Here is a 20303-nt window from a genome sequence, read left to right on the forward strand (position 1 = left end):
TTTTTCAGTGTCAGTGAGCCACCAGCCGCTGCACCAGATCCACCGACGTACTCGCCCCATACTTCTTCATCAGCCGCGCCCGATAGATATCGACCGTGCGCGGGCTGATCGCCAGCAGCTTGCCGATCTGCTTGCTGGTCTTGCCTTCCACCAGCTGCGCCGCGATCTCGCGTTCGCGCGCGGTCAGTTCGGCGGTGACCTGGCGCTTTTGCGACAAGTCCTCGAAGGTCCAGATGCCGGCGCCGAGCGGCTGCGCCCGGTCCAGCGCGCGGCCGGTGACGTGGCACCAGAACAGCTCCCCGCCGGCGCGCTTCATGATGCGCTCGTCCGAATACATGCCCCGCTTGCCCATGATCGGCGCGATGCGCGCGCCGGTGCGCTCGAACTCGTCGGCGGTGGGGTAGAGCACCTGGAACGACTGGCCCAGCAGGGCCTCGCGCGTGGTGCCGAAGATGCGGCAGACCTCTTCGTTGCAATCCTCGATCACGCGCTCGCGTGACAGCACCAGGCCCACGGGGGCGAGCTGGAAGGCGGTCTGGTAGTCGATGGCGGGCATCTGCTTATGTATTTTTACGTAATGGCGTAGCCGGCTGTGCTTGCGTATGCTGTCGGTCGGACGCGTTACGGCGACGGCCGACCGCCCGTTGCCGATTGTACCGTTACAATTTCCTTGCGTCGCCCGCCGCACTACCCGCCGGCGGGGAGATCGACAGGGACTACCGAGGAAGGAGCGAAGCATGAACAAGGTCTACGCCAGCGCCGCAGAAGCGCTTGCAGGCGTCGTCCGCGACGGCCAGACGATCGCCGTGGGCGGTTTCGGCCTGTGCGGCATCCCCGAGGCGCTGATCGGCGCGCTGCGCGACAGCGGCGCCAAGCAGCTGACCTGCATCTCCAACAACGCCGGCGTCGACGGCTTCGGCCTGGGCCTGCTGCTGGCCACGCGCCAGATCAAGAAGATGATTTCGTCCTACGTGGGCGAGAACAAGGAGTTCGAGCGCCAGTACCTGGCCGGCGAACTGGAGCTGGAATTCACCCCGCAGGGCACGCTGGCCGAAAAACTGCGCGCCGGCGGCTCGGGCATCCCGGCCTTCTTCACCAAGACCGGTGTCGGCACCATCGTCGCGGAAGGCAAGGAAATCCGCGAATTCGACGGCGAAAAGTACGTGATGGAGCGTTCGCTGACCGCCGACGTCGCGCTGGTCAAGGCCTGGAAGGCCGACAAGGCCGGCAACCTGGTGTTCCGCCGCACCGCGCGCAACTTCAACCCGATGTGCGCCATGGCGGGCAAGGTCACCGTGGCCGAGGTCGAGCAGATCGTCGAGACCGGCGAGCTTGATCCGGACGAGATCCACCTGGCCGGCATCTTCGTGCAGCGCCTGGTGCTCAACGCCAACCCCGAGAAACGCATCGAGCAGCGCACCGTGCGCGCGGCCAGCTAAGGAGACCCATCATGGCATGGACACGTGACGAAATGGCCGCGCGCGCCGCGGCCGAGCTGCAGGACGGTTTCTACGTCAACCTGGGCATCGGGCTGCCGACTCTGGTCGCCAACTGGGTGCCGGAAGGCATGGAAGTGTGGCTGCAATCCGAGAACGGCCTGCTCGGCATCGGCCCGTTCCCGACCGAAGCCGAGGTCGACGCCGACATGATCAATGCCGGCAAGCAGACCGTGACCACGCTGCCGGGCTCGTCGATCTTCTCGTCGGCCGACTCGTTCGCGATGATCCGCGGCGGCCACATCAACCTGGCCATCCTGGGCGCGATGCAGGTCAGCGAGAAGGGCGACCTGGCCAACTGGATGATCCCCGGCAAGATGGTCAAGGGCATGGGCGGCGCGATGGACCTGGTCGCAGGCGTCGGCCGCGTGGTGGTGCTGATGGAACACACCGCCAAGAAAAAGGACGGCACCGAGGACCTCAAGATCCTGAAGCAGTGCAACCTGCCGCTGACCGGCGTGGGCGTGGTCAACCGCATCATCACCGACCTGGGCGTGATCGACGTGACCGCGGACGGCCTCAAGCTGGTGGAGACCGCGCCGGGCGTCAGCCGCGAGGAAATCCAGGCGAAGACGGGGGCGCCGCTGCTGTAAGCAGGTTCGGGCGCACGCCGACATCAGCAACCCCCTGCAAGCTATGCGCTTGCAGGGGGTTCTTGTTTTCAGGCTACTTTGAGCGTGAGGTGGCCGATCGGCTCCGGCGCGGGGCTGACCGTGATTTCGATGTCGTACCCAAGCCGGTTCAGGCAGTCCATCAGCTTGCGCTCCGACAGGTTGGCGAAGTCGCCGCGAAGCAGTCCGGAGACCTTCGGTTGCGGGATGCCCATGCGGTGGGCCGCTTCTTCCTGTGTCAGGCCAAGGCTGCGTACGGCTCGCGTGATCTCGATGGCCAGTCCGGACTTGATCCGGAGCTTGTCGGCCTCCGGGACGCCCAGGTCGGCAAACACGTTGCCGGAGCTGGCCTCGACCTCGATGCCGTCAATCCTGCGTTTTGCCATGTCGTAACTCCCATGCCAGCGCTTCGGCGACCTTCAGCCTGGCGCCAATGATTTCGATGTCTGCCTTCGGCGTGGCAATGCCGCGTTTGCTCTTCTTCTGGAAGCAGTGAAGGACGAACACCGCTTCAGCAAATTTCGCGGTATAGACGGCGCGGTACGTGCCGGCATTGTCGTCCTCGAGTATTTCGAGCACCCCGGCGCTGCCAAAACCTTTTAGAGTCTTCGCCGCATCATGTCGCTCTCCACGCTGGGCAAAATGCAGGGCATGGCCGAAAAACCTCCGCACGTCGAGCGGAAGCGCCGTCAGGTCCTTCTTGCTGCTCCCGATCCAGAAGAGTGGTTTTTCCTTGGCTGGCATCCAGGCAATATACCTGAACGGGTATAAACCAGCGCCGCCGGAAACGCAAGACTTGATTTGAGTCAGGCTTCAGTCCGTCACAGGGGGCGGATGGTGCTTCGACCTATGTCGTGTGAACGAGGCTGCTAGCTCTTTCGGCGAATGGCCGGGCTACTGGCCTTGCCACTAAGCTGGCCGCTTTCCGTAGGGGCGTTGCCCCCTGCGATGAACCGATTTGATGGAAGGTGCGCGATGCCCGCTTCCCCCACCCGATCCCTGCCACTGGTCTACGCCTGCTCCGGCTGCTCCAGCGTGGCGCAGCTGGCCAATGCCTGCGCGGTGCGGCTGGACCGCGGCGGCCGCGCGGAGATGTCGTGCATCAGCGGGGTGGGCGGCGGCGTGCCGGCGCTGACGCGGGTGGCGCGATCGGGCCGGCCGATCCTGGCGCTGGACGGGTGCCCGCTGGCTTGCGTGCAGGCGTGCCTGGCCAACGCGGGCGTGGTGCCGGACCAGCACCTGGTGCTGAACCGGCTGGGCGCGGTCAAGCGCCAGCACGGCGAATGCACCGAGGGCGAGACCGAGGCGGTGTGGCGGGAGGTCGAGTCGGCGCTGCGGCGCCTGGCAGGGGAGTAGGGCATGGCCGGATGCGCCGCGGCGCATCCGGCGCGGCGGCACGTCAGGCCGCCGGCTTGTTGTGGCGGCTGAACACCGAGGCGGCGCCGTCGGCCTTGACCAGCAGCACGTCGAAGGGATCCTTGCGCGGTCCCTGTTCCATGCCCGGCGAGCCGACCGGCATGCCCGGCACCGCCAGCCCGACCGCCCTGGGTTTGGCGGCCAGCAGTTTGCGGATATCGGCGGCGGGCACGTGGCCCTCGATCGCATAGCCGGCGATATGGCCGGTGTGGCAGGAGCCGAAGCGCTCCGGCATGCCGAAGCGCTTGCGGTATTCGCCGGTATCCTCGACGTCGTGCACCGTCACGGTGAAGCCGTTGGCGCGCAGGTGCTTGACCCATTCCTCGCAGCAGCCGCACAGCGGGCTCTTGTAGACGTCGATGGCCAGCGGCTTCGCCTGCGCGAACGCATCCGCCGCGGGTCCAAGCACGCCCACGGCGAGCGTGCCGAGCGCGAGCGCGCCCAGGGTCCCGAGGAAACGTCGTCGTTGCATCATGGCTTCTTGCTCCTTTGTGGCGCCCGGATGCGGCACCTTACTGCGCCACCCAACCGCCATCCATGTTCCAGATCGCGCCGCGCACCTGGCGGGCGGCTTCGGACGACAGGAACACGGCCAGCGCGCCCAGCTCGTCGGGCGTCACGAACTGACCCGAGGGCTGCTTCTCCAGCACCAGCTCGCGCTTGGCCTGCTCGACCGGGATGCCTTCCTTCTGCGCGCGGGCTTCGACCTGCTTCTGCACCAGCGGCGTCAGCACCCAGCCCGGGCAGATCGCGTTGGCGGTCACGCCGGTCTGCGCGGTTTCCAGCGCTGTGACCTTGGTGAAGCCGACGATGCCGTGCTTGGCCGCCACATAGGCCGATTTCTGCGCCGATGCCACCAGACCGTGGGTCGAGGCGACATTGATGATGCGCCCCCAGTTCTTCTGCTTCATGCCCGGCAGCGCCAGGCGCGTGGTATGGAAGGCCGAGGTAAGGTTGATGGCGATGATCGCGTCCCAGCGCTCGGGCGGGAAGTCCTCGATGGCCGCGACGTGCTGGATGCCAGCATTGTTGACCAGGATGTCGGCGCCGCCGAAGTCGGCCTGGGCGTAGCGCATCATGTCTTCGATCTCGGCCGCCTTGCTCATGTCGGCGCCGTGATAGCCGACGCGGATCCCCTGGCCGGCCTGCGCGATCTCGCTCTTTGCGGCGTCCGCGTCACCAAAGCCGTTGACGATGATGTGGGCGCCCTGCGCCGCCAGCGCCTTTGCGATGCCGAGCCCGATGCCGCTGGTCGAGCCAGTCACCAGGGCGGTCTTGCCGTTGAGCATGTAAGCCTCCGTCGAGAGAAAGGGAACGCCACGACAGGACAGCCGCCGGATGGGCGGCGCGCGCCGTGGCGGTGCGCGCCCCGCGCGCGGGGCGCGGACACTGTGCTGTGGCATTGTACCCGCTGCGGCGTACAATCCAGCTTTGCTCAACTTCCGGCCGCGGCGCCTGCTGGCGCCTTGCGTCCGGTTTGCCAGGGAGTCCAGATGTCTGCCAGTCCGCGTCTCGGTTTCGTCCAGTGCATCAGTCCCGCGGGCCTGCACCGCATGGCCTACCACGAGTGGGGCGACCCCGCCAATCCGCGCGTGCTGGTGTGCGCGCACGGCCTGACGCGCACCGGGCGCGACTTCGACGCCGTCGCCAGCGCGCTGTGCGGTGACTATCGCGTGGTATGCCCAGACGTGGCCGGACGCGGCCGCTCGGAATGGCTGGCCAATCCGGACAGCTACATCGTGCCGCAGTACGTGTCCGACATGGTCACGCTGATCGCGCGGCTCAACGTCGAGCAGGTGGACTGGTTCGGCACCTCGATGGGCGGCCTGATCGGCATGGGCCTTGCCGGCCTGCCGAAGTCGCCGGTGCGCAAGCTGCTGCTCAATGACGTCGGTCCCCGCATCGCTCCCTCGGCGGTCGAGCGCATCGGTGCCTACCTGGGCCTGCCGGTGCGCTTCAAGACCTTCGAGGAAGGGCTGGCGTACCTGCAGACCATCAGCGCCTCGTTCGGGCGCCACAGCGCCGAGCAGTGGCGCGAGCTCAACGCCGCCATCCTGAAGCCGGTGCAGGGCGCCGACGGCCTGGAATGGGGCTTGCATTACGATCCGCAGCTGGCGGTGCCGTTCCGCAAATCCACGCCCGAGGCCATCGCCGCCGGCGAAGCCGCGCTGTGGCGCAGCTTCGAAGCCATCGAGGCCCCGGTGCTGGTGGTGCGCGGCGCGCAGTCCGACCTGCTGCTGCGCGAGACCGTGGCCGAGATGGTGGCGCGCGGCAGGCATGTGAGTTCGGTGGAAGTGCCCGATGTGGGTCACGCCCCCACCTTTGTCGATCCGGCGCAGATCGCGATCGTGCGCCAGTTCTTTACCGGCGCCTGAGCGCGCCCTGTTGCGGCCAGGTTGCCATCCGGCTGTTTTTATCGAGTTACGCATTGCCATGAGTCTTCCTGAACTGAAGCGCGCCCACGTCGGCAAGCGCTTGTCCGAATACGCGGTCTACAACGGCGTGGTGTACCTGGCTGGCCAGGTGCCCGAGGTCGATCCCAAGGCCGACATCCGCGGCCAGACGCGCGAGGTGCTGGGCCATATCGACCGCCTGCTGGCCGAGGCCGGCAGCGACAAGACCCGCATCCTGTCGTGCCAGATCTTCCTGACCAACATCGATTTGATCGGCGAGATGAACGAGGTCTGGGATGCCTGGGTGCCGCAAGGCAACACGCCGCCGCGCGCCACCGTCGAAGCCCGCCTGGCCAATCCCGATTACCTGATCGAAGTGGTGGTGACCGCTGCGCTCAACTGATGCAGGCGCTGTGACATGGTGACGTCGACCGACCTGGCTGGCCGGGTCGCGGGCATTCCGGATACCGAGCTGGTCGAGCGCGCACTGGCGTACGTGCGCGAGCACGGCGCCGGCGTGGCGCTGCCCACCGGCGAGAACGTGCAGTCGCACGCGCAGGGGATGCTGCGCATCCTCGACGGCCTGCGCGTGGACGATTCCGCGCGCGCGGCAGCGTGCCTGTTCGGGCTGGCGGCATTCGTGCCCGAGACCGAGGCCGAGATCGAGCCGCGCTTCGGCGAGGAAGTGGCGCGGCTGGTCAACGGCGTGCGGCAGCTGCTGCGCATCGGCGCCATCGCCGGCAATCGCCCTGAGGTGGAGTCGGCCGCGCCGTCGAAGAACGAAGCCCAGGCGCGCCACGAGCAGGTCGAGGCGCTGCGCAAGATGTTGCTGGCGTTTGCGCAGGACATCCGCGTGGTGCTGGTGCGGCTGGCCTCGCGGCTGCAGACGCTGCGCTGGCTGGCTGAAACCAAGCAGTCGCCGCTGCCCGGCGTGGCGCGCGAAACGCTCGACATCTACGCGCCGCTGGCCAACCGCCTGGGCATCTGGCAGATGAAGTGGGAACTGGAAGACCTGGCGTTCCGCTTCGAGCAGCCCGATACCTACAAGCGCATCGCCAGGCTGCTGGATGAAAAGCGCATCGAGCGCGAAGGCTATATCGCCGGCGCGATCGCGCGGCTGCAGTCCGAACTGGCCACCGCCGGCATCCGCGCCGAGGTAAGCGGCCGGCCCAAGCACATCTACAGCATCTGGAAGAAGATGCGCGGCAAGGAGCTTGATTTTGCCGACCTGTACGATGTGCGCGCCTTCCGCGTGATCGTCGACGATATCAAGGACTGCTACACGGTGCTCGGCATCGTCCACCATATCTGGCAGCCGATCCCGCGCGAGTTCGACGACTACATCTCGCGGCCCAAGGCCAACGGCTACAAGTCGCTGCACACGGTGGTGATCGGCGACGACGGGCGCGCCTTCGAGGTGCAGATCCGCACCCACGAGATGCACCACTTCGCCGAATACGGCGTGGCGGCGCACTGGCGCTACAAGGAGGCGGGCAGCCGCGGCTATGCCGGGCAGTTCTCCGCCAGCGAGCGCTACGACGAAAAGATCGCCTGGCTGCGCCAGCTGCTGGCGTGGAAGGACGATGCCGACCACAGCGTGGCGCACGACGAATCGTGGGAACAGATCAAGCACGCCGCGATCGACGACCACATCTACGTGCTGACGCCGCAGGCGCGCGTGGTGGCGCTGCCGCAGGGCGCGACCGCGGTGGATTTCGCCTACTACCTGCACAGCGACCTCGGCCACCGCTGCCGCGGCGCGCGCGTGGACGGCACCATGGTGCCGCTGAACACGCCGCTCAAGAACGGCCAGACCGTCGAGATCATCGCGGTCAAGCAGGGCGGGCCGTCGCGCGACTGGCTGAATGCCGACCTCGGCTACCTCGCCAGCAGCCGCGCGCGCGCCAAGGTGCGCGCGTGGTTCAACGCGTTGGACTCGCAGGAAACCATCGCTCAGGGCCGCGCGCTGATCGACAAGACGCTGCAGCGCGAAGGCAAGACCGCGGTCAAGCTGGAAGACCTGGCGACGCGGCTGGGCTTCAAGACCCCCGACGAACTGTTCGCCGCGGTGGCCAAGGACGAGTTCAGCCTGCGCCATGTGGAGCACGCGCTGCGCCACCCCGAGGGTGAGGTCCAGGCGCCGCTGAGCGAGGAAGACGCCGTCACCAAGAAGAGCCGCGCCACCAGCGTGGCGCGCGGCGCCAAGAGCGGCGTGCTGGTGGTGGGCGTCGATTCGCTGATGACGCAGATGTCGCGCTGCTGCAAGCCGGCGCCGCCCGACGAGATCGTCGGCTTTGTCACGCGCGGGCGCGGGGTGTCGATCCATCGCCGCAACTGCCATACCTTCCAGCAACTGTCGGCGCGCGCGCCGGAGCGGGTGATCCAGACCGAGTGGGGCAAGAAAAGCCACGCCGCGGTCTATCCGGTCGATATCCAGGTCGAGGCCATCGACCGGCAAGGCTTGCTGCGCGACATCTCCGAAGTGCTGTCGCGCGAGAAGATCAACGTCACCGGGGTCAAGACGCTGTCCAGCAAGGGCGTGGCGCGCATGCAGTTCACCGCCGAGGTCTCCGAGGCCACGCAGCTGCAGCGGGCGCTGCTGCTGATCGAGGAAGTCCAGGGGGTGTTGCAGGCGAAAAGAAAGTGATGCTATACTTGCGGCTTCGCTAGGCTCGTAGCTCAGCTGGTTAGAGCACCACCTTGACATGGTGGGGGTCGTTGGTTCGAGTCCAATCGAGCCTACCAACGAATTGCAGTAGAAAGAAGTAAAGCAAGTCCGATTCAACCCCATACGGAACGGAAGCGCATCATGGTTATGACACCGCGAACTACTACCGCTGGCAAGCGACAGTAGTCGAGGTGCGCCTTCGGCCCGGTTGGATCGGGTTTGACAAAGAGAAACGCGGCCTTGGCCGCGTTTTTTTTCGTCCGTCGCTTGCCAGCAGCCCTGATAAGCTGCCGCCTTCCCGCGCGGCAGGGCGGGGCAGCCAAGAACAGATCGCCAGCGCGCAGGCATGCGGGCCGGTGCCACAAGATGCAGTTTGATCCGCTCAGGCGAGGTGCAAGGCGCCGCCGGCGGAACCTGGAGAGTCGAAATGATCGCAATCACGCTGCCGGACGGGTCCCGCCGCGAGTTTCCCGGCCCGGTGACGGTTGCCGAAGTGGCGCAGAGCATCGGCGCCGGCCTGGCCAAGGCCGCGCTGGCCGGCAAGGTGGATGGCCAACTGGTCGACACCAGCTACAGGATCGGGCGCGATGCGGAACTGGCCATCGTCACGGACAAGGATGCCGACGGCGTCGATGTGATCCGCCACTCCACGGCGCACTTGCTGGCCTATGCCGTCAAGGAGCTGTACCCGGACGCGCAGGTGACGATCGGGCCGGTGATCGAGAACGGCTTCTACTACGACTTCGCCTACAAGCGCCCCTTCACGCCGGAAGACCTCGCCGCCATCGAGAAGAAGATGACGGAGTTGGCCCGCAAGGACGAAAAAGTCACGCGCGAAGTGTGGAACCGCGATGAGGCGGTGGCGCTGTTCGAGTCGATGGGCGAGAAGTACAAGGCCGAGATCATCGGCTCGATTCCGGCCGACCAGGAAATCGGCCTGTACCGCGAAGGCAATTTCGTCGACCTGTGCCGCGGGCCGCACGTGCCGTCGACGGGCAAGCTCAAGGTCTTCAAGCTGATGAAGGTGGCCGGCGCCTACTGGCGCGGCGATGCCAATAACGAGATGCTCCAGCGCATCTACGGCACGGCATGGGCGAAGAAGGAAGACCAGGAAGCCTACCTGCACATGCTGGAAGAGGCCGAGAAGCGCGACCACCGCAAGCTGGGCAAGACGCTGGACCTGTTCCACCTGCAGGAAGAGGCGCCCGGCATGGTGTTCTGGCACCCCAAGGGCTGGCAGGTGTGGCAGGCCGTCGAGCAGTACATGCGCGGCCGCCTGACGGAAGCCGGCTATGACGAGGTGCGCACGCCCCAGGTGATGGATCGTTCGCTGTGGGAGAAGTCAGGCCACTGGCAGAACTACAAGGAGAACATGTTCGTCACGGAGTCGGAGAAGCGCGACTACGCGATCAAGCCGATGAATTGCCCGGGCCATGTGCAGATCTTCAACCACGGCCTGCGCTCGTACCGCGACCTGCCGCTGCGCCTGGCCGAGTTCGGTGCCTGCCATCGCAACGAGCCGTCCGGCGCGCTGCACGGGCTGATGCGCGTGCGCGGCTTTGTGCAGGACGATGCGCATATCTTCTGCACGGAAGAGCAGATCGTCGCCGAGGCCAAGGCCTTCAACGAACTGGCGTTCTCGGTCTATGACGACTTCGGCTTCAAGGATGTGAAGGTCAAGCTGTCGCTGCGCCCGGACCAGCGCGCCGGCTCGGACGAGATCTGGGACCATGCCGAGGAAGGCCTGCGCCTGGCGCTGCGCGCCTGCGGCGTGGATTGGGAGGAGCTGCCCGGCGAGGGCGCCTTCTACGGCCCGAAGGTGGAATACCACATCAAGGACGCGATCGGCCGCTCGTGGCAGTGCGGCACGCTGCAACTGGACCTGGTACTGCCCGAGCGCCTGGATGCCGAGTACGTCTCCGAGGACAACTCGCGCAAGCGCCCGGTGATGCTCCATCGCGCCATCCTGGGCTCGTTCGAGCGCTTCCTGGGCATCCTGCTGGAAAACCACGCCGGTGCGCTGCCGGCCTGGCTGGCCCCGGACCAGGTGGTGGTGATGAATATTGCGGATTCGCAGGCAGAATACGCCGAAAGCGTCGTGCAATTGCTGCAAAAACAAGGGTTTAGGGCCAAGGCCGATTTGCGTAACGAGAAAATTACGTATAAAATCCGCGAGCATTCGCTTCAAAAGGTCCCCTACCTGCTGGTAGTGGGTGACAAGGAGCGGGATGCCAATCAAGTGGCCGTGCGTGCCCGTGGCAACGTGGATCTGGGTGTGATGCCTGTCTCCGCGTTTGCTGAGCGTCTGCAACACGACGTCGCCAGCAAAGCCTGAGGGTGGTGAGCACGGCTTGTTTTTTTGTCTTCTTGAGGTAACGCAACATCGCTACGGACAAAGGTCATCGCATCAACCGGGAAATCAGCGCGCCTGAACTGCGCCTGGTAGGGGTTGATAACGAGCAGCTCGGCATCGTCAAGTTCATGGACGCTCTGCGGCTGGCTGAGGACAAGGACTTGGACCTGGTGGAGATCGCCCCCAACGCGACTCCGCCCGTCGCCCGGATCATGGATTACGGGAAGTTCAAGTACGAGGAAGCCAAGCGCGCCCACGAGGCCAAGCTGAAGCAGAAGATCATCCAGGTCAAGGAAGTCAAGTTCCGGCCGGGTACGGATGATGGCGACTACAACGTCAAGCTGCGCAACCTGAAGCGCTTCCTGGAAGATGGCGACAAGACCAAGATCACGCTGCGGTTCCGTGGTCGCGAGATGGCCCACCAGGAAATCGGCGCGCGCATGCTCGAACGCCTGAAGGCGGACCTGGAAGAGATCGGCCAGGTCGAGCAGATGCCGAAGATGGAAGGGCGCCAGATGGTGATGGTGCTCGCCCCCAAGAAGAAGAAGTAATTCCTGCGCGGTGCGGCGGCCGGGATGCCAGTCATCCCGGCGCTGCTTCGTGCGGAAGTCGCGCGGGGTCCGCAAGGACCATCGTGCAACAACAAGTGGATGCGGGTCTTGCAAGCGTCGGCGTAAGCCGTCCACCTGCATGCATGTCATATGAGCTGGAGTTTTTCATGCCGAAGATGAAGACGAAGAAAAGCGCTTCCAAGCGCTTTACTGCCCGTCCGAACGGTTCGTTCAAGCGTGGCCAGGCCTTCAAGCGTCACATCCTGACCAAGAAGACCACCAAGAACAAGCGTCAACTGCGCGGTACTCAGGACGTCCATGAGACGAATCTGAAGTCGGTGCGCGCGATGATGCCTTACGCATAACCCCTGACGACAACGAAAGGAGAATTACATGCCTCGAGTAAAGCGTGGGGTCACTGCACGGGCCCGTCACAAGAAGGTTATCGACGCTGCCAAGGGTTACCGCGGCCGTCGCAATAATGTCTATCGCATCGCCAAGCAGGCGGTCATGCGTGCTGGCCAGTACGCGTACCGCGATCGCCGCAACAAGAAGCGCGTGTTCCGCGCTCTGTGGATTGCGCGTATCAATGCCGCGACGCGTGAGCATGGCATGACCTACAGCGTGTTCATGAACGGTCTGAAGAAGGCCTCGATTGAACTGGACCGCAAGGTGCTGTCGGACATGGCTATTCACGACAAGCCTGCCTTTGCCGCCATCGTCAACCAGGTGAAAGCCACCGTTGCCTGATGCCGGCTCCGGTAGCGCGCAAGCGCTGCCGGGCAAGCACCGACCGCAAGGTCGACCGCTGACCGCAAGGTCTGCTGAAACGGGGCTCCTCATCGAGCCCCGTTTTTATTTGCGGTTCCGGATGCCGTTTTGCGTTGCTTGACGAGACTGCATCCGGAAACGCATACCGCACGAAGTGCCAACCCACGTCGGGCCGGCCTTGTTTCGCGACAGGGTTCCGCCGACGCCAGAACACTCCACGACCGCCGCCATGTCTCAGGATCTGGACCAAATCGTCGCTGACGCCCAGGCCGCTTTCGCCGCCGCCAATGACAACGCCACGCTGGAAAACGAAAAGGCCCGCTTCCTGGGCAAGACCGGCGCGCTGACCGAACTGCTCAAGGGCCTCGGCAAGCTCGACCCGGAGACCCGCAAGAGCGAGGGCGCGCGCATCAACCAGGTCAAGCAGCAGGTGGAAGCCGCGCTGCAGGCGCGCCGCCAGGCGCTGGCCGATGCGCTGATGAACGCGCGCCTGGCCGCCGAGGCCATCGACGTCACGCTGCCGGGCCGCGCGGTGGCGCGCGGCAGCCTGCATCCGGTGATGCGCACCTGGGAGCGCGTCGAGCAGATCTTCGGCTCGATCGGCTTCGACGTGGCCGACGGCCCCGAGATCGAAACCGACTGGATGAACTTCACCGCGCTGAACAACCCGGACAACCATCCGGCGCGTTCGATGCAGGACACGTTCTACGTCGACGGCCGCGACAGCGACGACAAGCTCCTGCTGCTGCGCACGCACACCAGCCCGATGCAGGTGCGCTACGCCAAGATGCACGTGGAAAAGTACGCGGGCAAGGCGATGCCGCCGATCAAGGTGATCTGCCCGGGCCGTACCTACCGCGTCGACAGCGACGCCACGCACTCGCCGATGTTCAACCAGGTCGAAGGCCTGTGGATCGGCGAGGACGTCAGCTTTGCCGACCTGAAGGGCGTGTACACCGATTTCCTGCGCAAGTTCTTCGAGCGCGATGACATCCAGGTGCGCTTCCGTCCGTCGTACTTCCCGTTCACCGAGCCGTCGGCGGAAATCGACATGGCCTTCGGCAATGGCAAGTGGCTGGAAATCTCCGGTTCGGGCCAGGTGCATCCGAACGTGCTGCGCAACATGGGCCTCGATCCCGAGCGCTATATCGGTTTCGCGTTCGGCTCCGGCCTCGAGCGCCTGACCATGCTGCGCTATGGCATCAACGACCTGCGCCTGTTCTTCGAGGGCGATGTGCGCTTCCTGCGCCAGTTCGCCTGAGCGGCGCATCGTCAAAACTCGTCACCGACTACACCGAATACTTACCGGATCAGAAGCGCCATGCAATTCTCGGAATCCTGGCTTCGCACCTTCGCCAACCCTGAAAAGATCTCCACCGACGCACTGTCGCACAGCCTGACCATGGCCGGCCTGGAAGTGGAAGAGGTGGGCCCGGTCGCGCCGCCGTTCGACAAGGTGGTGGTTGCGCACGTGCTGTCGACCGAGCGCCATCCCAACGCCGACCGCCTCAACGTGTGCCAGGTCGATGCCGGCACCGGTGGAACCCTGCAGATCGTGTGCGGCGCGCCCAACGTCAAGCCCGGCATCAAGGTGCCGTGCGCACTGGTCGGGGCCGCGCTGCCGCCGGCAGAGGACGGCGGCAAGCCGTTCGAGATCAAGGTCGGCAAGCTGCGTGGTGTCGACAGCTACGGCATGCTGTGCTCGGCGCGCGAACTGAAGCTGTCGGAAGACCACGGCGGCCTGATGGTGCTGCCGGAAGACGCACCGGTCGGCCAGTGCATTCGCCAGTACCTGGACCTGGACGACCAGGTCTTCGTCATCAAGCTGACGCCGAACAAGGCCGACTGCCTGTCGATCCACGGCGTGGCGCGCGAGGTGTCGGCGCTGACCGGCGCCGCGCTGAACCTGCCCGACATGCAGCCGGTGCCGGTGACGATCCAGGACAAGCTGCCGGTCAAGGTATCGGCCCCCGACCTGTGCGGCCGCTTTTCCGGGCGCATCATCCGCGGCGTCAACGCGCGTGCCGCCACGCCGCTGTGGATGGTGCAGCGGCTGGAGCGCTCGGGCCAGCGCAGCGTGTCGGCGCTGGTCGATATCTCCAACTACGTGATGCTGGAGCTGGGCCGTCCGTCGCACGTGTTCGACCTGCACAAGATCCATGGTGGCCTGGACGTGCGCTGGGGCCGCAAGGGCGAGCAGATCAAGCTGCTGAACGGCAACACCATCGAGGTCGACGAGCAGGTCGGCGTGATCGCCGACGACAAGGAGATCGAGAGCCTGGCCGGCATCATGGGCGGCGACAGCACCGCGGTCACGCTCGACACCACCGACATCTACCTCGAGGCCGCATTCTGGTGGCCGGCTGCGATCCAGGGCCGCAGCCGCCGCTACAACTTCTCGACCGACGCCGGACATCGTTTCGAGCGCGGCGTTGACTACGCCACCACGGTCGAGCATATCGAGCGCATCACCGCGCTGATCCTCGCGATCTGCGGCGGCCAGGCCGGCCCGGTGGACGACCACGTGGTCAACCTGCCGGTGCGCAAACCGGTCAGCCTGCGCGTGGCGCGCGCCGAGCGCGTGCTCGGCATCGAGCTGTCGCCGGCGGCCATCGCCGATGTGTTCCAGCGTCTGCAGCTGCCGTTCACGCGTGCGCAGGGCGCCGAAGGCGAGGTGTTCGAGGTCACGCCGCCGAGCTACCGCTTCGACATCGAGATCGAAGAAGACCTGATCGAGGAAGTCGCGCGCATCTACGGCTTCGAGCGCATCCCGGCGCGCCCGCCGGTCGCCGAAAGCGAAATGCGCCCGACCAACGAAGCCAGCCGCTCGACCCACGTGGTGCGCCACGCCGTGGCGGCGCGCGACTACCAGGAAGTGATCAACTTCGCCTTCGTCGAAGAGAAGTGGGAGCGCGACTTCGCCGCCAACGATCAGCCGATCCGCCTGCTCAACCCGATCGCCAGCCAGCTGGCGGTGATGCGCTCGACGCTGATCGGCGGGCTGGTCGACAAGGTGCGCTACAACCTCAATCGCAAGGCCGCGCGCGTGCGCCTGTTCGAGGTGGGCCGTGTGTTCCATCGCGACGCCGGCGTCAAGGACGGCGGGCTGACCGTGGCCGGCTATGACCAGCCGATGATGGCTGCGGGCATCGCCTACGGCCCGGCGTTCGAAGAGCAGTGGGGCGTCGCCACGCGCAATGTCGACTTCTTCGATGTGAAGGGCGATGTCGAGGCGCTGTTCCATCCGCGCGTGCCGCGCTTCGAGCCGGTCTCGCATCCCGCGCTGCATCCGGGCCGCGCCGCGCGCGTGCTGCTCGACGGCGAGCCGGTGGGCGTGGTCGGCGAACTGCATCCGCGCTGGCTGCAGGAATATGAGCTGGCGCATGCGCCGGTGCTGTTCGAGCTGCGGCTCGACGCGCTGCGCGCTACCGGCCTGCCAGCGTACACCGAGATCTCCAAGTTCCCCGCGGCCGTGCGTGACCTGGCCGTGGTCGTGAAGCAATCGGTACGCGTGCAGGACCTGCTCGACACCATGCGCGCGGCCCTGGAAAAACAGGGTTACGGCCGCTTCTGCCAGGGCCTGGCGCTGTTCGACGAGTTCCGTCCCAAGGGCGCTTCCACGGCCATTGGCGCGGACGAGAAAAGCCTTGCGTTCCGGGTGACCTTGCAAGATACTGGGTCGACCCTACAGGACGAAACCGTCGACAGCGCGGTGCGCTGCATGGTCGACGCGGTGGCCGAAGCCTTCCAGGCGCGGTTGCGCGGCTGATTCGTCGGCAGCACCGACGGAGCACCATAAAAAAGGGCGCCCGGGCTTGCCCCGGGCGGATCGCCAGACAGACACTCGAGCGATCGACATGAATGATCGAGACGCGAATTCCATGACCGCTGCAGCACTGGGTGAGATGAGCGACCGGCAGGCATCCTCCCTTGACGAGGCAATGCCGGACGCCCGCGCGACCGAAGTTCCCACGCTGACCAAGGCCGAGCTTGCCGAGATGCTGTTCGACCAGGTGGGCCTGAACAAGCGTGAGTCGAAGGACATGGTCGAGGCCTTCTTCGATGTCATCCGCGAAGCGCTGGAGCAGGGCGACAGCGTCAAGCTTTCCGGTTTCGGCAACTTCCAGTTGCGCGACAAGCCGCAGCGGCCCGGCCGCAATCCCAAGACCGGCGAAGTCATCCCTATCACCGCGCGCCGCGTGGTGACGTTCCACGCCAGCCAGAAGCTCAAGGGCCTGGTCGAAGAACGCGCCGGCATCGCCGGCTGACCCGTCACCCGAACGGCGGATTGCTTCCCGAGGCCGGCATCGGTATTCTTCTGGGCGCGCGCGTGACGCGCGCCAACCACCTGGCCGGCATGGCCTGACGCTCGTCTACACACTGCATGTCGGACAAACCCAGCGACCGCATCGCGTTGCCGCCGATCCCGGCCAAGCGCTACTTCACCATCGGTGAGGTGAGCGAGCTTTGCGCCGTCAAGCCGCATGTGCTGCGCTACTGGGAACAGGAGTTCACGCAGCTCAAGCCGGTCAAGCGCCGCGGCAACCGCCGCTACTACCAGCATCATGAAGTCCTGCTGATCCGCCGCATCCGCGAGCTGCTTTACGAGCAGGGCTTTACCATCAACGGCGCGCGCAACCGCCTCGACGAAGGGCGTCATCACAGCGCGGCCCCGGCAACGCAGGAATCGATGGAAGCCGGCGGGGAAAAAGCGCCGGCATTGTCGGTCGACATCGCCGGCCTGCGCACTGCCCTTGTCGACGTGCAGCACCTGCTGGCGCAGCTGCGCGAGATCGCGAAGGACGGATAATTTCCACGTCAGGAGCTAGTCATACGAGAAATGCTTCTGTTATAATCTTTTGCTTCGGGGCGTAGCGCAGCCTGGTAGCGTACCTGCATGGGGTGCAGGTGGTCGGAGGTTCAAATCCTCTCGCCCCGACCAGACAAAAAAACCCGCTTGGTAAATCGCCAAGCGGGTTTTTTTATTTCCGTGTCCCGGTGGCAAACGCGTGCTACTTCGCGCCTGCAACGAGTGTGGTCTCCGCGTGAGCGCAGCCATGGCCGTTTTTCGATTCAGCCCGTTGCACCTATAGTGGTGGCACAGTGGACTTCATCGCGACGGAGGCAGCAATGAGCGACAAGGGCAACGGGATCGTCGGCACCACATGCATCGCCTTGGCAGTCGCCGGCCTGGCGCTGACTGCATCGCTGGTGCTTGCTTATTACGCGACGCGCGCGCGTGTGGAAGGGCAGCGCGCCAGCGGCGGCTGACGCGCTGTGAACTGTTCAGCCCTGGATATCGCGAGGGTCGTTGCCAAAGCTGTTGCGCATCCGGATGCGGCCGTCACGGCCGTGGACGAGCAGTTCTGCATGGAGTTGCCGGGCTTTCTCGGTGCCCGCGGCGATCGCGTCTTCCTGCGTCGCGTAAAGTTGGCGCCCGCCCGCGCCGTCTTCGGATTCAATGGCCCAGCCGTTGTCGAGCGGTACGACGTGGATGTTCTTGGCCGGCATGGCGCACCTCCGTGGTGGAAGATGCCCTAGTCTCCACGCTGCTTCCCGCGGACGGTATCGGTGACCGTCTGACAGCGCCGGTGTCTTTTGCGGCGCAGTTGTCGGTAGCGGCATTAGCCATGTGACCCCTCGGGCCGGAAATCAGAAAAAGCGCCCGGATACCGGGATGCTCGGGGCATGGCGCCGACGCAGGTGCACATAGACTGGATGGGCTGTACTCACCAGCCCGCCCGCACCCCGCCGCGGCGGGCTGTTTTTTTGTGCGGCGCTATCGGAGCAGTTGCTGCCACCGCATGTCATGTCCGCGCACGAGTCCGGCAAGCGTCGCCGCGCTGGCCAGTTCGAATTCGCTGAACTGGAAGGCCGGCGCGACGGTGCAGCCGACCAGCGCAAAGTCCTCGGGGTCGCCAGCGTCCGCGCGTTCGGCGGCAAACCACTGGCCACCCGGCACCAGCGCCTGGAACGCGGCGCCGGGATGCCGCAGCGGGTCGCCCAGGCGCTGCGTGACGATGGTGCCGTCGACGATGCGGTGCACGTCCAGCGGGGAGCCGGCGTGGTAGTGCCACAGTTCGTCGGAGCGGATGCGATGCCAGGCCGAATAGTCGTTGCCGCAAAGCATGTAGTGGATGGCGGTGCAGGCCTCGCGCGTGCGTCCGTCCTGGCATGCGACGCGCTCCTCGCTGCGATAGGTTTCTCGGTAGTAGCCGCCTTCCGGATGCGGCCGCAGGTCGAGTGCGTGGATCAGCTGGCGGGCGGTCGGGCTCAGGTCTGGCATGGGGGCATGGCGCGCGGCGCATCGGTGGAATCGGAGGGCGTAGCTTAGAGCAGGGCGAAGCGCGCCTGCGCGGGACCGACCAGCGCCGGGCGGCTCACCGGGTAGCGGTGGCGCATGCCTTGCGACTCGAACGACAGGAAGTCCGGCGTCCAGCGCAGCGATTGCAGCTGGCGCGGCTCGATGCCGTCGACCACGATGGCGCCGGCGTTGACGCAGACGCTGCCGCAGCGCAGGCGTACGGATTCGGTGTCGTCGCCGAAGTAATGGGCTTCGAGCAGAATGGAATCGGACTGGTACAAGGGCATGGCAGTGTCCTGATACTGTATGAATGTACAGTATAGCTGCGGCATGCCGTTCGGTCATCCTCCCGATTCTCAATTTCGGGCGATGGGGCGGCGGTGCGTTGGCGCTGCCTGGTATAACCTGAAACCGGTGACAGTCCTCACGACGCTGTCTTGCCGCGACCGCCGGGTCGCTACAGGAGATGCCATGGCTGGAAGCGGAAGCAAAGCCTGCTGGTTCGGCCTTGGCGTGCTGCTTGGCGCCGCGGCCGGGGGCGCGTTGGCGCGGTGGGCGCAGTCGGCGCGCACGGCCGCTGGTCAGCGCGAACCGCGTCAGTCCGATGCGCCACTGCTGCCTGCCGATGTCACCGCGGACCAGGTGCTGACCGATGCCGCCACTGACGTGGTCGAGTACCGCGGCTTCGTCATCCACGTGTTCTGCCATGCGCTCGGCATGGGGCGGTTCAAGGCGCTGTGCGATATCTGGGAATCGGGCGCGGTGGTGCTGGAAGGCGGGGCGCCGCCGATCACCCATGCCACGCCGGACGAGGCGCGGGCAGCGGCGATTGCGTGGGCACAGCAATGGGTGCAGCGCAATGGTTGAAGCGCGGGGCCATCCCGGCCGACCGGCGCAATCGGCGACAAATCGACCCGCTGGCGCGCGACAGGCCTGATAATCGCGTCCGTGCCGACAGTCGATCGGCACGATCCTCCAGGAGAATTCATGTTTGTTTGTGGGAACCAGGCTTGTGGCGCCAGCTGGGAGCCGGACGAGGTGCAGATCCGCGATGAAGGGCAGGGACTGGTGTTCCGCTGCCCGCAGTGTGGCGCGCGCAACCATGTCGTGGCGCGCACGGCCAAGGATGGCAGCACGACCTATCGCCAGGTACCCGCCGGCGCCGCGCAACAGGCACCGGCGAAGCGGCGCGCCGAAGCAGGGCCGAAGGCGCCGGCGAAGGTAGCGCGGAAGGCACCGGCCCAGGGCCGCGCCAAGCCCGCATCGCGCTGACCGGCACCGGTGGCAGGCCATGTCACCCCACCTGTGTGGGGTCAAATTCACATCGTTGGCGGCTTAAGCTAGTTTAGGCAGGACCGTTAAACACAACATGGACTTTGCCGACCTTCCCAACGACCCCGCTTCCAATGCCGAGCGCATGGGCTGGGCCAACGCTTCGCCCGAAGTTATCGCGAAGGTGTTGAACTCGGCGCTGGCGGCGCAGGACCTGTCCGGCTTTGCCGCGCTGCTGTCGGACATCGCGCGCGACCGTGGCCTGAAGGGCGAGCGCGCGGCGCATCAGTCGATCTACGACATGCCGTACGCCAGCCTGTTGCCGCGGCAGAAGCACTTGCTGTCCGATGCGTTCGAGCTGCTGATCCTGCTCGGGCTCGAGCTGCGCCCGCGCAGCGCCGACGCCGATGCGGACCTCGGCGCTGATCCTGACCCTGACACCGACGAGTAAGCCGGCAGGCAGCCGGG

Annotated in this window: 26 protein-coding genes and 2 tRNA genes; 20 read left to right on the forward strand and 8 right to left on the reverse strand. The window is 65.8% G+C overall.

The window, feature by feature from the left end; all coding sequences use genetic code 11:
• Positions 1-10 precede the first annotated feature (10 nt).
• Complete coding sequence (locus U9J39_RS07360; RefSeq protein WP_092313615.1) at positions 11-556, reverse strand: PAS and helix-turn-helix domain-containing protein; 546 nt, start codon at positions 554-556, stop codon at positions 11-13.
• 181 nt (positions 557-737) lie between these two features.
• On the opposite strand from U9J39_RS07360, the gene U9J39_RS07365 reads away from it, so the two are divergent.
• Both U9J39_RS07365 and U9J39_RS07370 read left to right on the forward strand, forming a co-directional pair.
• Complete coding sequence (locus tag U9J39_RS07365; RefSeq protein ID WP_012352543.1) at positions 738-1439, forward strand: CoA transferase subunit A; 702 nt, start codon at positions 738-740, stop codon at positions 1437-1439.
• A gap of 11 nt (positions 1440-1450) precedes the next feature.
• The gene (locus tag U9J39_RS07370) at positions 1451-2089 is read left to right on the forward strand and encodes a CoA transferase subunit B (RefSeq protein WP_018006816.1); all 639 of its coding nucleotides are present in this window, start codon (positions 1451-1453) and stop codon (positions 2087-2089) included.
• Positions 2090-2157: 68 nt separating this feature from the next.
• Here the strand turns inward: U9J39_RS07370 and U9J39_RS07375 are convergent, their stop codons facing one another.
• Positions 2158-2493 carry a helix-turn-helix domain-containing protein gene (locus U9J39_RS07375; protein ID WP_115679984.1) on the reverse strand — a complete coding sequence of 112 codons (336 nt, stop codon included), beginning with the start codon at positions 2491-2493 and terminating at the stop codon, positions 2158-2160.
• On the reverse strand, positions 2474-2851 hold the full coding sequence (locus U9J39_RS07380) for a type II toxin-antitoxin system RelE/ParE family toxin (protein WP_326346836.1): 378 nt from the start codon (positions 2849-2851) through the stop codon (positions 2474-2476). Before U9J39_RS07380 ends, U9J39_RS07375 begins: the two co-directional genes overlap by 20 nt.
• A 231-nt stretch (positions 2852-3082) precedes the next feature.
• Between U9J39_RS07380 and U9J39_RS07385 the strand changes: the two genes are divergently transcribed.
• Positions 3083-3463 carry a putative zinc-binding protein gene (locus U9J39_RS07385; RefSeq protein ID WP_116312406.1) on the forward strand — a complete coding sequence of 127 codons (381 nt, stop codon included), beginning with the start codon at positions 3083-3085 and terminating at the stop codon, positions 3461-3463.
• A gap of 43 nt (positions 3464-3506) precedes the next feature.
• Here the strand turns inward: U9J39_RS07385 and U9J39_RS07390 are convergent, their stop codons facing one another.
• Both U9J39_RS07390 and U9J39_RS07395 read right to left on the reverse strand, forming a co-directional pair.
• Positions 3507-3998 carry a DUF411 domain-containing protein gene (locus U9J39_RS07390; protein ID WP_326346837.1) on the reverse strand — a complete coding sequence of 164 codons (492 nt, stop codon included), beginning with the start codon at positions 3996-3998 and terminating at the stop codon, positions 3507-3509.
• Positions 3999-4035: 37 nt separating this feature from the next.
• Positions 4036-4812 (reverse strand): 3-hydroxybutyrate dehydrogenase, encoded by a 777-nt coding sequence (locus tag U9J39_RS07395; protein ID WP_115679988.1) that lies wholly within the window; start codon positions 4810-4812, stop codon positions 4036-4038.
• Between the two features lie 204 nt (positions 4813-5016).
• Here U9J39_RS07395 and U9J39_RS07400 point away from each other — a divergent pair, with 204 nt between their 5' ends.
• The 14 genes from U9J39_RS07400 to U9J39_RS07465 all read left to right on the forward strand — a co-directional run bounded on the left by U9J39_RS07400 (position 5017) and on the right by U9J39_RS07465 (position 17530).
• Positions 5017-5898: an alpha/beta fold hydrolase gene (locus U9J39_RS07400; RefSeq protein WP_326346838.1), complete on the forward strand. Its 882-nt coding sequence runs from the start codon at positions 5017-5019 to the stop codon at positions 5896-5898.
• A gap of 58 nt (positions 5899-5956) precedes the next feature.
• The gene (locus U9J39_RS07405) at positions 5957-6319 is read left to right on the forward strand and encodes a RidA family protein (protein ID WP_012352549.1); all 363 of its coding nucleotides are present in this window, start codon (positions 5957-5959) and stop codon (positions 6317-6319) included.
• 15 nt (positions 6320-6334) lie between these two features.
• Positions 6335-8563, forward strand: a complete 2229-nt coding sequence (locus tag U9J39_RS07410) for a RelA/SpoT family protein (protein ID WP_115709043.1) — start codon at positions 6335-6337, stop codon at positions 8561-8563.
• A 21-nt stretch (positions 8564-8584) separates the two neighbouring features.
• Positions 8585-8661, forward strand: a tRNA-Val gene (locus tag U9J39_RS07415).
• A 350-nt stretch (positions 8662-9011) separates the two neighbouring features.
• Positions 9012-10919, forward strand: coding sequence for a threonine--tRNA ligase (gene thrS / locus U9J39_RS07420; RefSeq protein WP_115709045.1), 1908 nt, complete (start codon positions 9012-9014; stop codon positions 10917-10919).
• A 47-nt stretch (positions 10920-10966) separates the two neighbouring features.
• A complete protein-coding gene (gene infC / locus U9J39_RS07425) occupies positions 10967-11488 on the forward strand; it encodes a translation initiation factor IF-3 (RefSeq protein ID WP_081479471.1) in 522 nt (173 codons plus the stop codon).
• 167 nt (positions 11489-11655) lie between these two features.
• Positions 11656-11853, forward strand: coding sequence for a 50S ribosomal protein L35 (rpmI, locus tag U9J39_RS07430; protein ID WP_006575466.1), 198 nt, complete (start codon positions 11656-11658; stop codon positions 11851-11853).
• Positions 11854-11881: 28 nt separating this feature from the next.
• The gene (gene rplT, locus U9J39_RS07435) at positions 11882-12238 is read left to right on the forward strand and encodes a 50S ribosomal protein L20 (RefSeq protein WP_008650487.1); all 357 of its coding nucleotides are present in this window, start codon (positions 11882-11884) and stop codon (positions 12236-12238) included.
• A 250-nt stretch (positions 12239-12488) separates the two neighbouring features.
• The gene (gene pheS, locus U9J39_RS07440; RefSeq protein ID WP_029047729.1) at positions 12489-13520 is read left to right on the forward strand and encodes a phenylalanine--tRNA ligase subunit alpha; all 1032 of its coding nucleotides are present in this window, start codon (positions 12489-12491) and stop codon (positions 13518-13520) included.
• 60 nt (positions 13521-13580) lie between these two features.
• Positions 13581-16028 (forward strand): phenylalanine--tRNA ligase subunit beta, encoded by a 2448-nt coding sequence (pheT, locus tag U9J39_RS07445; RefSeq protein ID WP_326346839.1) that lies wholly within the window; start codon positions 13581-13583, stop codon positions 16026-16028.
• Between the two features lie 88 nt (positions 16029-16116).
• Positions 16117-16527, forward strand: a complete 411-nt coding sequence (locus U9J39_RS07450) for an integration host factor subunit alpha (RefSeq protein WP_111519743.1) — start codon at positions 16117-16119, stop codon at positions 16525-16527.
• A 116-nt stretch (positions 16528-16643) separates the two neighbouring features.
• On the forward strand, positions 16644-17069 hold the full coding sequence (locus U9J39_RS07455) for a MerR family transcriptional regulator (protein ID WP_326346840.1): 426 nt from the start codon (positions 16644-16646) through the stop codon (positions 17067-17069).
• Between the two features lie 55 nt (positions 17070-17124).
• Positions 17125-17201: transfer RNA gene (locus tag U9J39_RS07460), tRNA-Pro, on the forward strand.
• Positions 17202-17389: 188 nt separating this feature from the next.
• Positions 17390-17530, forward strand: coding sequence for a hypothetical protein (locus U9J39_RS07465; RefSeq protein ID WP_154676077.1), 141 nt, complete (start codon positions 17390-17392; stop codon positions 17528-17530).
• A gap of 15 nt (positions 17531-17545) precedes the next feature.
• Here the strand turns inward: U9J39_RS07465 and U9J39_RS07470 are convergent, their stop codons facing one another.
• The 3 genes from U9J39_RS07470 to U9J39_RS07480 form a co-directional block, all read right to left on the reverse strand.
• Entirely contained in the window at positions 17546-17770 is a 225-nt protein-coding gene (locus U9J39_RS07470) for a DUF2188 domain-containing protein (protein WP_092313567.1), read from the reverse strand.
• Between the two features lie 268 nt (positions 17771-18038).
• On the reverse strand, positions 18039-18545 hold the full coding sequence (locus U9J39_RS07475; protein WP_326346841.1) for a cupin domain-containing protein: 507 nt from the start codon (positions 18543-18545) through the stop codon (positions 18039-18041).
• Positions 18546-18589: 44 nt separating this feature from the next.
• Positions 18590-18850, reverse strand: a complete 261-nt coding sequence (locus U9J39_RS07480) for a hypothetical protein (protein WP_111519746.1) — start codon at positions 18848-18850, stop codon at positions 18590-18592.
• A gap of 184 nt (positions 18851-19034) precedes the next feature.
• Here U9J39_RS07480 and U9J39_RS07485 point away from each other — a divergent pair, with 184 nt between their 5' ends.
• From U9J39_RS07485 to U9J39_RS07495, 3 genes are all read left to right on the forward strand, one after another.
• Positions 19035-19430 carry a hypothetical protein gene (locus U9J39_RS07485; protein ID WP_115709053.1) on the forward strand — a complete coding sequence of 132 codons (396 nt, stop codon included), beginning with the start codon at positions 19035-19037 and terminating at the stop codon, positions 19428-19430.
• A 120-nt stretch (positions 19431-19550) separates the two neighbouring features.
• Positions 19551-19835: a hypothetical protein gene (locus tag U9J39_RS07490; protein ID WP_115709055.1), complete on the forward strand. Its 285-nt coding sequence runs from the start codon at positions 19551-19553 to the stop codon at positions 19833-19835.
• A 97-nt stretch (positions 19836-19932) separates the two neighbouring features.
• Positions 19933-20286 (forward strand): hypothetical protein, encoded by a 354-nt coding sequence (locus tag U9J39_RS07495; RefSeq protein WP_115679999.1) that lies wholly within the window; start codon positions 19933-19935, stop codon positions 20284-20286.
• Positions 20287-20303 lie beyond the last annotated feature (17 nt).

This window comes from Cupriavidus sp. SS-3 (genome assembly GCF_035818815.1).
GTDB classification, from domain to species: Bacteria; Pseudomonadota; Gammaproteobacteria; order Burkholderiales; family Burkholderiaceae; genus Cupriavidus; species Cupriavidus taiwanensis_C.

Coding starts and splice junctions, on each gene's coding strand:
- U9J39_RS07360 (WP_092313615.1), bottom strand. CDS start 556: ATGCCCGCCATCGACTACCAGACCGCCTTCCAGCTCGCCCCCGTGGGC.
- U9J39_RS07365 (WP_012352543.1), top strand. CDS start 738: ATGAACAAGGTCTACGCCAGCGCCGCAGAAGCGCTTGCAGGCGTCGTC.
- U9J39_RS07370 (WP_018006816.1), top strand. CDS start 1,451: ATGGCATGGACACGTGACGAAATGGCCGCGCGCGCCGCGGCCGAGCTG.
- U9J39_RS07375 (WP_115679984.1), bottom strand. CDS start 2,493: ATGGCAAAACGCAGGATTGACGGCATCGAGGTCGAGGCCAGCTCCGGC.
- U9J39_RS07380 (WP_326346836.1), bottom strand. CDS start 2,851: ATGCCAGCCAAGGAAAAACCACTCTTCTGGATCGGGAGCAGCAAGAAG.
- U9J39_RS07385 (WP_116312406.1), top strand. CDS start 3,083: ATGCCCGCTTCCCCCACCCGATCCCTGCCACTGGTCTACGCCTGCTCC.
- U9J39_RS07390 (WP_326346837.1), bottom strand. CDS start 3,998: ATGATGCAACGACGACGTTTCCTCGGGACCCTGGGCGCGCTCGCGCTC.
- U9J39_RS07395 (WP_115679988.1), bottom strand. CDS start 4,812: ATGCTCAACGGCAAGACCGCCCTGGTGACTGGCTCGACCAGCGGCATC.
- U9J39_RS07400 (WP_326346838.1), top strand. CDS start 5,017: ATGTCTGCCAGTCCGCGTCTCGGTTTCGTCCAGTGCATCAGTCCCGCG.
- U9J39_RS07405 (WP_012352549.1), top strand. CDS start 5,957: ATGAGTCTTCCTGAACTGAAGCGCGCCCACGTCGGCAAGCGCTTGTCC.
- U9J39_RS07410 (WP_115709043.1), top strand. CDS start 6,335: ATGGTGACGTCGACCGACCTGGCTGGCCGGGTCGCGGGCATTCCGGAT.
- thrS (WP_115709045.1), top strand. CDS start 9,012: ATGATCGCAATCACGCTGCCGGACGGGTCCCGCCGCGAGTTTCCCGGC.
- rpmI (WP_006575466.1), top strand. CDS start 11,656: ATGCCGAAGATGAAGACGAAGAAAAGCGCTTCCAAGCGCTTTACTGCC.
- rplT (WP_008650487.1), top strand. CDS start 11,882: ATGCCTCGAGTAAAGCGTGGGGTCACTGCACGGGCCCGTCACAAGAAG.
- pheS (WP_029047729.1), top strand. CDS start 12,489: ATGTCTCAGGATCTGGACCAAATCGTCGCTGACGCCCAGGCCGCTTTC.
- pheT (WP_326346839.1), top strand. CDS start 13,581: ATGCAATTCTCGGAATCCTGGCTTCGCACCTTCGCCAACCCTGAAAAG.
- U9J39_RS07450 (WP_111519743.1), top strand. CDS start 16,117: ATGAATGATCGAGACGCGAATTCCATGACCGCTGCAGCACTGGGTGAG.
- U9J39_RS07455 (WP_326346840.1), top strand. CDS start 16,644: ATGTCGGACAAACCCAGCGACCGCATCGCGTTGCCGCCGATCCCGGCC.
- U9J39_RS07465 (WP_154676077.1), top strand. CDS start 17,390: ATGAGCGACAAGGGCAACGGGATCGTCGGCACCACATGCATCGCCTTG.
- U9J39_RS07470 (WP_092313567.1), bottom strand. CDS start 17,770: ATGCCGGCCAAGAACATCCACGTCGTACCGCTCGACAACGGCTGGGCC.
- U9J39_RS07475 (WP_326346841.1), bottom strand. CDS start 18,545: ATGCCAGACCTGAGCCCGACCGCCCGCCAGCTGATCCACGCACTCGAC.
- U9J39_RS07480 (WP_111519746.1), bottom strand. CDS start 18,850: ATGCCCTTGTACCAGTCCGATTCCATTCTGCTCGAAGCCCATTACTTC.
- U9J39_RS07485 (WP_115709053.1), top strand. CDS start 19,035: ATGGCTGGAAGCGGAAGCAAAGCCTGCTGGTTCGGCCTTGGCGTGCTG.
- U9J39_RS07490 (WP_115709055.1), top strand. CDS start 19,551: ATGTTTGTTTGTGGGAACCAGGCTTGTGGCGCCAGCTGGGAGCCGGAC.
- U9J39_RS07495 (WP_115679999.1), top strand. CDS start 19,933: ATGGACTTTGCCGACCTTCCCAACGACCCCGCTTCCAATGCCGAGCGC.